Source organism: Achromobacter agilis (genome assembly GCF_900496965.1).
Lineage (GTDB): Bacteria > Pseudomonadota > Gammaproteobacteria > Burkholderiales > Burkholderiaceae_B > Achromobacter > Achromobacter agilis.
This window is the reverse complement of the sequence record NZ_UFQB01000002.1, coordinates 220,495-233,331: the sequence shown is the minus strand read 5'-3', so window position 1 is coordinate 233,331 and position 12,837 is coordinate 220,495. Positions and strand designations below refer to the sequence as shown.

The 12,837-nt window shown below is 67.9% G+C and carries 12 protein-coding genes; 6 read left to right on the top strand and 6 right to left on the bottom strand.

Going from position 1 to position 12,837, the window contains the following annotated elements; genetic code table 11:
• Window positions 1–52 precede the first annotated feature (52 nt).
• Together AGI3411_RS03280 and AGI3411_RS03275 are read right to left on the bottom strand one after the other, a co-directional pair.
• Window positions 53–589 carry a hypothetical protein gene (locus tag AGI3411_RS03280; protein ID WP_129525985.1) on the bottom strand — a complete coding sequence of 179 codons (537 nt, stop codon included), beginning with the start codon at window positions 587–589 and terminating at the stop codon, window positions 53–55.
• A gap of 13 nt (window positions 590–602) precedes the next feature.
• On the bottom strand, window positions 603–1,241 hold the full coding sequence (locus AGI3411_RS03275) for a DedA family protein (protein ID WP_129525984.1): 639 nt from the start codon (window positions 1,239–1,241) through the stop codon (window positions 603–605).
• Between the two features lie 106 nt (window positions 1,242–1,347).
• Between AGI3411_RS03275 and AGI3411_RS03270 the strand changes: the two genes are divergently transcribed.
• The 6 genes from AGI3411_RS03270 to AGI3411_RS03245 all read left to right on the top strand — a co-directional run bounded on the left by AGI3411_RS03270 (window position 1,348) and on the right by AGI3411_RS03245 (window position 6,746).
• The gene (locus AGI3411_RS03270) at window positions 1,348–2,388 is read left to right on the top strand and encodes a metal-dependent hydrolase (protein ID WP_129525983.1); all 1,041 of its coding nucleotides are present in this window, start codon (window positions 1,348–1,350) and stop codon (window positions 2,386–2,388) included.
• A 136-nt stretch (window positions 2,389–2,524) separates the two neighbouring features.
• The gene (locus AGI3411_RS03265) at window positions 2,525–3,292 is read left to right on the top strand and encodes an IclR family transcriptional regulator (RefSeq protein ID WP_129525982.1); all 768 of its coding nucleotides are present in this window, start codon (window positions 2,525–2,527) and stop codon (window positions 3,290–3,292) included.
• A gap of 31 nt (window positions 3,293–3,323) precedes the next feature.
• The gene (gene pepE, locus AGI3411_RS03260; protein WP_129525981.1) at window positions 3,324–4,028 is read left to right on the top strand and encodes a dipeptidase PepE; all 705 of its coding nucleotides are present in this window, start codon (window positions 3,324–3,326) and stop codon (window positions 4,026–4,028) included.
• Window positions 4,025–4,954 carry a DUF1177 domain-containing protein gene (locus AGI3411_RS03255; RefSeq protein ID WP_129525980.1) on the top strand — a complete coding sequence of 310 codons (930 nt, stop codon included), beginning with the start codon at window positions 4,025–4,027 and terminating at the stop codon, window positions 4,952–4,954. Before pepE ends, AGI3411_RS03255 begins: the two co-directional genes overlap by 4 nt.
• Entirely contained in the window at window positions 4,951–5,640 is a 690-nt protein-coding gene (locus AGI3411_RS03250; RefSeq protein WP_129525979.1) for an AroM family protein, read from the top strand. The genes AGI3411_RS03255 and AGI3411_RS03250 overlap by 4 nt, the downstream gene beginning before the upstream one ends.
• A gap of 119 nt (window positions 5,641–5,759) precedes the next feature.
• Entirely contained in the window at window positions 5,760–6,746 is a 987-nt protein-coding gene (locus AGI3411_RS03245) for a Bug family tripartite tricarboxylate transporter substrate binding protein (RefSeq protein WP_129525978.1), read from the top strand.
• A gap of 311 nt (window positions 6,747–7,057) precedes the next feature.
• Here AGI3411_RS03245 and coaBC read toward each other — a convergent pair whose 3' ends face one another.
• From coaBC to AGI3411_RS03225, 4 genes are all read right to left on the bottom strand, one after another.
• Window positions 7,058–8,257, bottom strand: a complete 1,200-nt coding sequence (gene coaBC, locus AGI3411_RS03240) for a bifunctional phosphopantothenoylcysteine decarboxylase/phosphopantothenate--cysteine ligase CoaBC (RefSeq protein WP_129525977.1) — start codon at window positions 8,255–8,257, stop codon at window positions 7,058–7,060.
• Window positions 8,258–8,425: 168 nt separating this feature from the next.
• On the bottom strand, window positions 8,426–8,953 hold the full coding sequence (gene lspA / locus AGI3411_RS03235; RefSeq protein ID WP_129525976.1) for a signal peptidase II: 528 nt from the start codon (window positions 8,951–8,953) through the stop codon (window positions 8,426–8,428).
• 2 nt (window positions 8,954–8,955) lie between these two features.
• Window positions 8,956–11,817, bottom strand: coding sequence for an isoleucine--tRNA ligase (ileS, locus tag AGI3411_RS03230; protein ID WP_129525975.1), 2,862 nt, complete (start codon window positions 11,815–11,817; stop codon window positions 8,956–8,958).
• Window positions 11,807–12,772: a bifunctional riboflavin kinase/FAD synthetase gene (locus AGI3411_RS03225; RefSeq protein WP_129525974.1), complete on the bottom strand. Its 966-nt coding sequence runs from the start codon at window positions 12,770–12,772 to the stop codon at window positions 11,807–11,809. The genes ileS and AGI3411_RS03225 overlap by 11 nt, the downstream gene beginning before the upstream one ends.
• Window positions 12,773–12,837: the final 65 nt, after the last annotated feature.

Below are 12,837 nucleotides of genomic sequence, written 5' to 3'. Positions count from 1 at the left end.
GCGGAAATGTTAGCACCATTGCCCTGGCGCGCCGCGCGGCCGGGCGGCCGCGTCAGGCACCGTTGTCCTTGCGGTGGGACGAGGGCTTCAGCGGGGGCAGTTTTTCCAGCGGCGTCTTGCGCGGATTGCGCGCGCTGCCGGCGGCCTTGAACAGCATGACCGCAAAGAACGCCAGGAAGATGGCGGGCATCAGTTCGTCCATGTCGAACTGCGGGCCGCGCAGGACTTCGAAAACGATGCGCGCCGCGGCCCAGCCGGCCAGCGCGCCGGCGATGGTCAGGATGATGCCGATCTTGCGCTGGCGGGCGCGGCGCGCCAGCGATACGGCGGCCGCGTCTTCCTGGCCCGGGGCCGGGACGGAGGGCGCGGCGGCGCCGGACCGGGAGGGCAGGGGCGGCGGCGCGGACTTGCCCCAGGGGGCGGTGGACAGCGGTTCGGAAGGCGTGGACGGCACGGGGGCGGGCTCGGACACCCGCTCGGCGGCCTTGCGCTTGGGCGGGACCCTGCCGGGGCTTGCGCCGCCGGCTTGCGTCAGGTTTTCGATATAGCGCGCGAAATCGCCGTCCTTCGGCTCCGCATCTATGGCCATTCCCTTCTCCGGTTCAGTTGCCGCGGCGTTGCCGCGCCGGCGCCCGGCGCTTGCGCAGCATGGCAACCAGCAGACCGCATCCTAGCAGCACCGAGAACCCCGCGCCGATCATCATGGCGATCTGTTGCGCGTTTTCCGCCGCGCCCAGGCTGCGCGCGGTGACATAGCCCGGCGCCAGCATCAGCGGCAGCCACAGGACGGCGGACGTGACGTTGGCCAGCTGGAAGCGGCCGTGCGCCATGCCCATGACCCCGGCCACGGTGGGGATGGTGGAGCGGATGGGGCCCAGGAAGCGGCCGATCAGCACGGAAGCGAAGCCGTAGCGGTAGAAGAACAGCCTGGCGCGCGCCACGCCGGTGCGCTGCTGTTTCAGCGGCCAGCGCCGCAGCACGCCCGGCCCGGCCCAGCGGCCCAGCCAGTAGGACAGCGCATCGCCGACGATCGCGCCGCCGATCCCCCAGGCGACGATGCTCCAGGGGCTCAGCGTGCCAGCGCCGATCAGGCCGCCGGTCAGCAGCATCAGGGCGGTGGCCGGGATGAACAGGCCCACCAGCACCATGGATTCGCCCAGGGTCAGCAGGAAAGTGATCGGCCCCGCCCATGCCTGGTTGGTCTCGATGAACAAGGCGATCTTGTCGACGTATTGGTCCATAAGCAGAAACTTGAAAATCAGCTGAATGCAATCAGGTATCTTAACGCCTGCGTGGGCGGCTGCGCGGGGTGTCGTCCGTCCGGTTGATGCTTATCGTCGGGGAATTATGGATTCGGTTACGCAAGCGGTGCTGGGCGCGGGAATACAGGGCGCGCTCATGGGGCGCTTCCAGGGGCGGCGGGCCCTGATCTACGGCGCGGCGCTGGCCACGGTGCCGGACCTGGACGTATTGATGAGTTACCCCGATCCGGTGTCGCTCATGACTTACCACCGCGGGTTTTCGCATTCGGTCTTCGTCCTGACGGGCCTGGCCGCCTTGCTGGCATGGCTGATCCGCAAGTACTGGCCGCAGGCGCCCTATGGGGGGCGCCGGCTGTTCCTGACCTTATGGCTGGTGCTGGTGACCCATCCCGTGCTGGATGCCTTCACGGTCTATGGCACGCAGCTCTTCTGGCCGCTGGCGCGCATTCCGGAAAGCTGGTCGGCCGTCTTCATCATCGATCCCGTCTACACGGTGCCGCTGCTGGCCGGGGTGCTGTTCGCCATCGCTTTCGGGATGACCCAGGCGGCGCGCCGCCTGTTGGCGGCGGCGCTGGTTTTCAGCACCGCCTATCTGGGTTTCGGCCTGGCGGGGCGGGTGGCCGCCGAACACCGCGTGCGCGAAGCGATGCAGGCCAAGGGCATCGCGGTCACCGAGCTGCGCGCCGTGTCCATGCCCTTCAATACGCTGGTATGGCGCGTCATCGCCAAGACGGCAGATGGCCACTATTACGAATCGGTCAGCAGCCTGTTCGACAAGGATCCCCCGGAATGGCTGCGCCAGCCGCTGAACCTGGACGTGGGCCGCGCGCTGGCGGGCGTGCCCCTGCATGAACGGCTGCGCTGGTTCACGGACGACTGGCTGCGCTACGACGCCATTGGCGACGCGCTGGTGGTGACGGACTTGCGGATGGGCCTGGCGGGGCATTACACCTTCCGCTTCAAGATGGCGGAGCGCAGCGCTGGCGGCGGCTGGACGCCGGTGACGCCGTCGAGCTGGCCGACCGAACGCGGAGGATGGGCCGAGTTCAAACTGGTGCTGGCCCGCATCCTGCACGAACAGCCGCCGCTGCCGCTGGCGCAGTGGTCGGAGCTGGCGACGCATTAGGCGTCAGCGCAGCACAAAAAATGCCCTCGGAGCCCCGGGGGCATTTTTCATGGCGGGTCCGTGTTGACCGCCATCGGCGGCGTGCATTATTCTTGTTCTCTTAATAGGAACTTAAGTTCCGTTTTTTGGAACAAACATGAGTATTCTCGATGGCGTCCAGCGCGTGCTGTCGCTTTACGCAGAAGGCGCGACGGACCTGAGCTTCACCGACGTGGCGGCGCGCCTGTCCATGCCCAAGAGCACGGCCTCGCGCTTGCTCAACCAGATGCTGCACTACGGCTTGCTTGACCAGGACACGGCCACGCGCCGCTATCGCGCCGGGGCGATGCTTGCCCAGGCCGTGCGCGCCGGCATGGCCGCCACGCCGCTGGACGACGCTTGCCGCGCGGTGTTGGCCCGCTTGTCCGACGACAGCGGCCTGACCGCCTATCTGTCCACCCTGAACCAGCGCGAAACCGTGGTGCTGCAGCGTCTCAACGGCTCGCATCCGGTGCAGGTGCTGTCGCCGCCGGGCTCGCGCCGCGCCGCGTCGGGCACGGCCATGGGCCGGGCGCTGCTCTCGCGCCTGAACGACACCGAATTCCAGGCGCTGTACGGCGCCGACGCGGATCAGCCGTTGCCCGTGGAAGGGCGCGATTGCCCCGCCACCGTGGGCGAACTCGCCCGCCTGGTGGCGCAGATCCGCGCGGACCATTGCGGCGTCGCCATCGACCAGGCCATGCCCGGCATCGGCGCGGTGGCCGCCGCGGTGCGCGATCCCGCCACGGGCGAACTGCGCGGCCTGTGCCTGTCCTTCGTTTCCTTCCAGGCCGATGCCGGGCGCGTCGCGCGCTTGCGCGAATCCGTACTGCAGCAGGTGGGGGCGCTGGGGCGCGAACTGAACGATCCCTACTGGCTTGCCTGAATCTCCAAACTTCCTTACGGAAATCCTCTCGATGAATCTCCTGCTCCTCAGCAATTCCAGCAGCGACGCTGGCTATCTGGCGCACGCGTTGCCCGACATCCGCGAATTGATCGCGTCGCTGCCGCCGGGCGCGCCGGCCGTTTTCGTGCCGTACGCCGGCGTGACCCGCAACTGGGACGACTACACCGCGCTGGTGGCGTCGGCGCTGGCCGACACCGGCCTGAACATCCAGGGCCTGCATCGCGCCGAAGATCCGGTGGCCACGCTGGAAAGCGCCGCCATCATCATCGTGGGCGGCGGCAACACCTTCAACCTGCTGGGGCAATTGCGCCGTCAGGGCCTGCTCGACGTCGTTGCCCGTTGCGCGCGCGGCGGCGCCGCCTATCTGGGATGGAGCGCCGGGTCCAACCTGGCCTGCCCGAGCATCTGCACCACGAACGACATGCCCATCACGGATCCGGAAGGCTTCGATGCGCTCGGCCTGCTGTCCTTTCAGATCAACCCGCACTACACCAACGCCCACCCACCCGGGCATCGGGGTGAAACCCGCGCCCAGCGGCTGGCGGAATTCTGCACGCTGAATCCCGCCATGCCCGTGCTGGGGTTGCCGGAAGGCTCGGGGCTGCGTGTGCGCGGCGCAGAGGTCGCCCTGATCGGTCCGCACGACGCGCCGCTGTTCGTCGGGCAGGAAGCGCCGCGCACGTTCCGTCCGGGCCTGCTGGAGATCCCGGCATGAAGCAGGTCATCGATACGATCGAACTCCTGTCTTCCGCCCGCGTGACGGGCGAGAGGGTGGCGCAGCAGCTGCGCGACGCGGGCAACTGCGAAGTGGAAGTGACCCGGCTGGAGCGCGACGGCGCCGCCACGGACTTTCTTTCCATCGTCATTCCGGGCGCCGATGACGCCGCCCCGCAGCTGGGCATCGTCGGCCGCCTGGGCGGGATCGGCGCGCGCCCCGCGGTCACGGGCCTGGTGTCCGACAGCGATGGGGCGGTGGTCGCCATTGCCGCGGCATTCAAGCTGATGGCCATGGCCCGGCAGGGCGACGTCCTGCCCGGCACGGTGCGCATCCGCACCCATATCTGCCCGCGCGCCGGCACGCGGCCGCATCATCCGGTGCCGATGATGCGTTCGCCGTTTCCCATGCGCGAAATGATGGCGCACGAAGTCGATCCGCGCATGGATGCGATCCTGTCCGTCGACACGACGCGCGGCAACCGCCTGGTCAACAAGCGCGGCGTGGCGCTCACGCCGGTCGCCAAGCAGGGCTATCTGCTGCGCATCCCCGAGACCATGCTGGACGTGATGGGCTGGGTCAGCGGCGAATTGCCCGTGACCCTGCCGTTGACCACGCAAGACATCACGCCCTATGAAAACGGCCTGTGGCACGTGAATTCGCTGATGCAGCCCGCGATCGTCACGGACGCGCCTGTGGTGGGCGTGGCGCTTACCGCGCAGACCACCGTGCCGGGGTGCGCCACCGGCGTCACGAACGCCGTGGACGCCGACGTCGCCATGCGATTCTGCATCGAAATCGCCAAGATGTACGGGCAGCGCGCCATGGCCTTCGTGGACGAGGCCGAATGGGCCGCGCTGCAGTCCCGCTATGGATCGATGGCGCATCTGCAGACGGTGGGCCGCGAAGACGGAAGCGCGGCATGAGCGCGGGCTCGCAGCGGCGCGTGGCCTTCTTCACCATCGGGCAATCGCCGCGCAGCGACGTCGTGCCCGAAATGGCGGCGCTTCTGGGCGCGCGTGTGCGCATCGACGAATTCGGCGCGCTCGACGGCCTGGACGCGGCGGCGCTTGCCGCCCTGGCTCCCAGGGCGGGTGAGTACCGGTTCGCGACGCGCATGCACGACGGAACGCAGATCGAGCTGGACGCCGCGGCGGCCGAGGCGCGGCTGGCGCAGGTCATGGGCGAAGCCGACGCCGCGGGCTATGACGTCCTGGTGCCGCTGTGCACGGGCACGGCCATCGCGCCGATGCGCACGCTCGTGGTCGAACCGCAGCAGGTGGTGGACCATCTGGTCGCCGGCCTGGCGGAGCATTGCCGCAAGGTGGGGCTGGTGGTGCCGCTGGAAGCGCAGGTCGACGCCTTCCATATGGTCGTGCCGCTGTCCTGCGAAACCCGCGTCGTCCACGCCTCGCCCTACGAGGCCGACGCCGGGCAGGCCGCGCGCAACTTCGAGCGAGCCGGCCGCGAACTGGCGTCCTGCGACCTGATCGTCATGCACTGCATGGGCTATGCCGAGCGCATGCGTCAGGCGGTGGCGCATGCCTCGGGACGCCCGGTGCTGCTGTCGAACCGCATGGTCGCGCAGACGCTGGCGCAAATACTGGAATAAAGCCGCCGCAACCAGCCCGCGACCCTGGCGCGCCCATCGGAATCCGGCGCGGCAGGGACGGGCGAGCGGCAAGAGGAGACGAAGCGATCTTCGTCAGTCAATCGTTGGGAGTGTTTTTCATGTTCAGCCGTACCCTGCACCGCGCCGCTGGCGCATTGTTCGCCGTCTCCGCCCTGGCGGCCTCGCCGGCCATGGCCGCAGACGCCTGGAAGCCCGCCAAGCCCGTGCGGCTCCTGGTGGGCTTCGCCCCCGGCGGCTCGGCCGACACGCTGGCGCGCCTGCTCGCCGACCCGTTGTCGCAGCGCCTGGGCCAGCCCGTCGTCGTTGAAAACCTGGCCGGCGCCGGCGGCAACATCATGGCCTACCGCCTGAGCCAGTCGCCCGCCGACGGCTACACCATCGGCATCGCCGCGGCCGGCTCCATGGCCATCACCCACGTCCTGAATCCCAAGGGCACGAACTACAAGCCGGCCGACTTCACTCCGGTCACGCTGGCCGCGGTTCAGCCCAACGTGGTCATCGTGAACAAGGACGTGCCGGCCAACAACCTGGCCGAGCTGAAGGAATACTTCCAGAAGACGCCGACCGCCACCTACGGCACCGCGGGCGTGGGCATTTCCAACCACCTGATCGCCGAAACCATGCTGTACAAGCTGGGCGTGAAGGTGCCGCATGCCGCATACCGCGGCGCCGCGCCCGTCATCACCGACCTGCTGGGCGGCCACATCGCGATGACGATGGACAACATCTCCACCGCGGCGCCGCTGGCCTCGCAAGGCAAGGTGAAGGCCATCGCCGTCGCGTCGCTCAAGCGCGCCCCGCAGCTGCCCAACGTGCCGACGCTGGACGAGCAGGGCCTGAAGGGGTTCGACATGCCGACGTGGCAGGGCGTGTTTGCGCCCGCCGGTCTGCCCGCCGACGTGCTGGCCGCCTACTACGCCGCCCTGCAAGACGTGTTGAAGCAGCCCGCGCTGATCGAGAAAATGGCCGGCCTGGGTTCCGAACCCGTCACCGGCATGACGCCCGAGCAGTTCGGCCAGTTCCTGGAAAAGGACCGCCAGCAATGGGCCGACATCGTCAAGGCCGCCAACATCAGCCTGGAATGAGCGGCGTTGGTGTCTGACACCCGGGAAGCATTTCTTCAAGCCTTGCCGTCATCGCGTAAGGGTGTCAGACACTAAGATGCTCGCAGCACCGGAATGGCGGCGTTGGTGTCTGGCACTGCATCAGTGTCTGACACCCGGGAAGCAATCCTTCAAGCCTTGCCGTTATCGCGTAAGGGTGTCAGACACTGAGGTGCTCGCAGCGCCGGTGTCTGCCACTGATCGGTGTCTGACACCCGTACGAGATCCCCGTCCGGCTGAAGCGGATTTCACCGGGTGTCAGACACCAGAACCCACGCGTCAGACACCGAAAACTACTTCCCCGGCACCCGCGCGGCGATCTCGGCGATCAGGCGCCGCGCCGCGTCCAGTTTGCCGGCGGCGGGCAGGGGATGAACGCCTTGCTCGTCGAACAGCACCAGTTCGGTGGTGTCGGCATCCATGACCTTGTGCGCCAGGTTGCCCACCAGCAGGGGGATGCCCTTGCGCGCGCGTTTGGCTTCGGCGTGCTCGGCCAGCTTTTCGGTTTCGGCGGCGAAGCCCACGCACCACGGGCCGTTGGCCAGCTTGGCCACTTCGGCCAGGATGTCCGGATTGGGCTCGAATTCCATGACGGGGGCGCCGCCGCCCTCGCTGGTCTTCTTCAGCTTCTGCGTGCTGACGTTCTTCACGCGCCAGTCCGCCACGGCGGCCACGGCGATGAAAATATCCGCATCGGCGGCGCTGGCCATCACCGCGTCATGCATCTGGCGCGCGGTGGTGACCGACAGCGACGTGACGCCGCGCGGCACCGGCAGGAAGGTGGCACCCGTGATCAGTGTCACGCGGGCGCCGGCCTCGCGCGCGGCGCGCGCCAGGGCGTAGCCGGTCTTGCCCGACGAGCGGTTGCTCAGGACGCGCACCGGGTCCACGGGTTCGGACGTGGGGCCGGCGGTCAGCAGCACATGGCGGCCGGCCAGCAGCTTGGGTTGGAAGAAGGCGATCAGGTCGGTCAGCAGCTCGTGCGCTTCCAGCATCCGGCCATCGCCGGTTTCGCCGCAAGCCTGCTCTCCGGCCGAGGGGCCGAGGACGCTGATGCCGTCGGCGCGCAGTTGTTCGACGTTGCGCTGCGTGGCGGGGTTGGCCCACATCTCGCGGTTCATGGCCGGCGCGACCAGGAGCGGACAGGCCCGCGCGAGGCACAGCGTGGACAGCAGGTCGTCCGCCATGCCGTGCGCCAGCTTGGCCATGAAGTCGGCACTGGCCGGGGCGATCAGCACGGCGTCTGCGCCGCGCGTCAGGTCGATGTGCGCCATGTTGTTGGGCACGCGCGCGTCCCAGGCGTCCACGAACACCGGCCGGCCAGACAGGGCCTGCATGGTGACGGGGGTGATGAAATGCGTGGCCGCCTCGGTCATGACCACGTCGACCGTGGCGCCTTGTTCGGTCATGCGCCGCACCAGCTCGGCGATTTTGTAGCAGGCGATGCCCCCGGTCAGGCCGAGGACGATGCGTTTGCGGGCGAGATCGAGCATGAGGACTGGGCGGCGGGTTCAGCGCCGTGTAAACGAGGAATGGACAGTGATTTTATTCTGCATTGCGGCATCGCGCCGTTCGCGATGCATTCAGGGGGCATCAAACGGAACAAAACCCGGCCGCGGGCAGCCCGTCCGGGCCGGGGCGCAAGCCCCGGCCGGCGGCCTTCAGGCCTGCGGGGGCTTGCGCGCCCGCAGCAGTTCGTCCAGCACCAGCAGCACGGCGCCGCAGGTGATGCCGACGTCGGCCAGGTTGAAGGCGGGGAATTGCCAGTTGTTCCAGTAGAACAGCAGAAAGTCCACCACGTGGCCGTGGACGACCCGGTCGATGACGTTGCCGATGGCGCCGCCCAGGATCAGCGTCAGGGCCAGGCAGAAGCGGGGCTGGCCATGGGTGCGCCGCAGGATGATGGTGATCACCACGGCGGCCACGCAGCCCAGGCCGGTGAACAGCCACCGCTGCCAGCCTTCTTCGGACGCCAGGAAGCTGAACGCCGCGCCCCGGTTGTACACCAGGGTGAAATCGAAGAAAGGCAGCAGGTTGACCCGCTGGCCGTACTGGAATTCCGTGTTGAAGTAGACCTTGGTCAACTGGTCCAGCACGATGATCGCCAGGGCGATGGCCAGCCAGCGCCCCACGCGCGCCGGCGCGGAGCGGGAGCCGGGCTGGATGCCGGTGTTGGCGGGCCCGGCCATGCTCAGGCCTTGTCGCGGGCTTCGCCCGAACCGAACAGGTTCGACACGCAACGGCCGCAGATCTCGGGGTGATCCGCGTCCTGGCCCACGTCCAGGCGCCAGTGCCAGCAGCGTTCGCACTTCTTGTGCGCCGAGGGCGTCACGTTGATGCGGGTCTCGCCTTCGCCCGCATGCACGGTGGCGCGCGAGACGATCAGCACGAAGCGCAGGTCGTCGCCCAGGCTGGCCAGCAGTTCACGGTCGGCGCCGTTGGCGTAAAGGTCCACTTCGGCCTGCAGCGACGAGCCGATGTCGCCAGCCGTGCGCACTTCTTCCAGCTTGCGCTGGACCTCGGCGCGGATGGCGCGCAGGCGCGTCCACTTGGCCGACAGCGCGTCGGCGTCGGCAAACGGCGGCAGCACGTGGTAGACCTCGGTAAAGATCGTCGTGCGGGCGGCGTCGGCCTGGTTCTTCAGCGCGGAGCCGACCAGTTCCTTCCAGGCCTCTTCCGCCGTGAACGACAGGATCGGGGCCATCAGCTTGAGCAGCGTCTGCGTGATGTCGAGCAGAGCGGTTTGGGCCGAGCGGCGGGCGCGGCTGTCCACGGCCGACGTGTACAGGCGGTCTTTAAGAATGTCCAGATAGAACGCGCCCAGGTCTTCCGAGCAGAAGGTCTGCAGGCGCGAGACGGCCGGGTGGAAGTCGTAGCGTTCGTAGCTGGCCTGGACTTCAGCCTGCATCTGCGCGGTCATGGCCAGCGCGTAGCGGTCGATCTCGAAGAGCTCGCCGTAGGGCACGGCCTGCGTCACGGCGTCGAAGTCGGCCAGGTTGGCCAGCAGGAATCGCAGCGTGTTGCGGATGCGGCGGTAGCCTTCGACCACGCGCTTGAGGATCTCGTCGGAGATCGACAATTCGCCGGAGTAATCGGTGGAGGCTACCCACAGGCGCAGGATTTCCGCGCCCAGCGAGTCGGACACCTTCTGGGGCGCAATCACGTTGCCCACCGACTTGCTCATCTTGCGGCCCTGGCCGTCCACCACGAAGCCGTGCGTCAGCAGGGCCTTGTAGGGCGGCTGGCCATACAGCATGCAGCCGGTCAGCAGCGACGAGTGGAACCAGCCGCGATGCTGATCGGAGCCTTCCAGGTACAGGTCGGCGGGCCAGGCCAGCTCGGCGCCGTGCGAACCGGCGAAGGCGCCGTCCTTGCCGCCCAGCACCGTGGCGTGCGTGCTGCCCGAATCGAACCACACGTCCAGCGTATCGCGGTTCTTTTCGTAGAGGTCGGCCTCGTCGCCCAGTAGTTCGCGCGGGTCGAGCGCCTGCCAGGCCTCGATGCCGCCTTTCTCGACGCGCTGCGCCACCTGCTCCAGCAGTTCGCTGGTGCGCGGATGCAGCTCGCCCGTTTCCTTGTGCACGAAGAAGGCCATCGGCACGCCCCACTGGCGCTGGCGCGACAGGGTCCAGTCTGGACGATTCGCGATCATGGCGTGCAGGCGGGCGCGGCCCCAGGCCGGATAGAAGGCCGTGGCGTCGATACCGGCCAGCGCCGACTCGCGCAGGGTCGGGCCGCCGTCTTTCGGGGCCACGTCCATGCCCGCGAACCATTGGCTGGTGGCGCGGTAGATGATCGGCGTCTTGTGGCGCCAGCAATGCATGTAGCTGTGCTTGTGCTTTTCGACGTGCATCAGCGCGCCGGCTTCCTTCAGGGCCTCGACGATCTTGGGATTGGCATCCCAGATGGACAGGCCGCCGAACAGCGCCAGGCTGTCCGTGTACTTGCCGTCGCCCATGACGGGGCTGATGAAGTCGGTGTCCTTCATGCCGTGTTCCTTGCACGACATGAAGTCCTCGATACCGTAGGCGGGGGCCGAGTGCACCACGCCCGTGCCGGAATCGGCCGTCACGTAGTCGCCCAGATAGATGGGCGCCTTGCGGTCGTAGGCGGCGTTGAACTGCGCCAGCGGGTGGCGGAACTGGATGCCCGACAGCGCGGCGCCGGGCGCCGTGGCGATGGCTTCGCCTTCCAGGCCCCAGGCCTTCAGGCAGTCCTCGACGCGCTCCTTGGCGATCAGCAGCAGGGGGCCGAACTTGGGCGCCGGCGACACGCGCACCAGCGCGTATTCGATCTCGGGGTGCAGGTTCAGCGCCTGGTTGGACGGGATGGTCCAGGGCGTGGTGGTCCAGATGACGATGGCGCCGTCTTCCACCGAGTCCAGGCCGAAGGCGCTGGCCAGCTTGGCGTGTTCGGCGAACGGGAAGGCCACGTCCACCGCCGGGTCGACGCGGTCCGCGTATTCGACTTCCGCCTCGGCCAGGGCCGAACCGCAGTCGAAACACCAGTTCACGGGCTTCAGGCCGCGGAACACGTAGCCCTTGTCCAGGATGCTGCCCAGCGCGCGGATTTCGTCGGCTTCATTGCTGAAGTTCATCGTCATGTAGGGACGATCCCACTCGCCCAGCACGCCCAGGCGCTTGAAGTCCTTGCGCTGGCGGTCGATCTGCTCGAGCGCGTAGGCGCGCGCCTTCGACTGCACTTCGGCCACGGGCAGGTGCTTGCCGTATTTCTTTTCGATCTGGATTTCGATCGGCATGCCGTGGCAGTCCCAGCCCGGCACGTAATGCGCGTCATAGCCGGCCATGTTGCGGCTCTTGACGATGATGTCCTTCAGGATCTTGTTGACCGCATGGCCGATATGGATGTCGCCGTTCGCGTAGGGCGGGCCGTCGTGCAGCACGAAACGCGGCCGGCCTCGGCTGGCGGCGCGGATCGCCTGGTAGACGTGGTTTTCCTCCCACTGCGAAATCCAGGCGGGCTCGCGCTTGGCGAGGTCGCCCCGCATGGGGAAGGGGGTGTCGGGCAGGTTGAGGGTCTTTTTATAGTCCATGAACGGCAAAATAGGCGCGCGCGTTTCGCGCGTCTTCGGCGATGGCGGCAGTCAGGGAAGGGAGGTCAGGAAATTTTTCTTCGTCCCGCAGCTTTTGCAGGAACTCGACGCGTACGAGTTTACCGTAAGCGTTGATCGTCTCGTCGAGCAGGTGCGCCTCGAGCAGCACGCGGCCGCGGTCCTCGACCGTGGGGCGCACGCCCAGGCTGGCGACGGCGGGCAGGGCGCGCTCGCCCAGGCCGTGGACCTGGACCACATAGATGCCCGAGCGCGCGGCGCAGCGTTCCGCCACCCGCAGGTTCATCGTGGGAAAGCCCAGCGTGCGGCCCAGCTTCTGGCCGTGGATCACGTGGCCGCTGATATGGAAGGAGTGCCCCAGCAGGTGGCGGGCGCGTTCCAGGTCGCCCACCGCCAGCGCGGTGCGGACTTCGGAACTGGAAATGCGGTGGCCGTGCCGGTCGGTCACGTCGGCCAGCGTCTGCACCTCGAAGCCATGGCGCAGGCCGGCCTCGCGCAGCAGGTCGATGTCTCCGCTGCGCTTGTGGCCGAAGCGGAAATCCTCGCCCACCAGCAGCCATTTGGCGTGCAGGCCCTGGACAAGCAGGTGTTCGATGAAGGCGTTGGCCGACATCTCGGCCAGGCGGGCGTTGAACCGCTCCACCACGACTTGCGAAATGCCGTATTGCGCCAGCGCGGCCAGTTTGTCGCGCAGCCCGGAAATCCGGGTGGGCGCCAGTTCAGGACGCTGGTTCAGGGTGGCGAAATATTCCCGCGGATGCGGCTCGAAGGTCATCACGGCGGGCGTCAGGGAGCGTTCGCGCGCGACTTGGCAGACGCGCGCCAGCATGGCCTGGTGTCCACGGTGGACGCCGTCGAAATTGCCGATCGTCAGCGCGCAAGGAGCGCGCCGGTCGGGCGGGGGCAGGGATCGGTAGATACGCAGCGATGGTTTCACGAGCGAGAGTTTACAATTTTGGATTACGGGTTTGTTCCCATTCCTTCCTGCCACGCGTCGCAGCC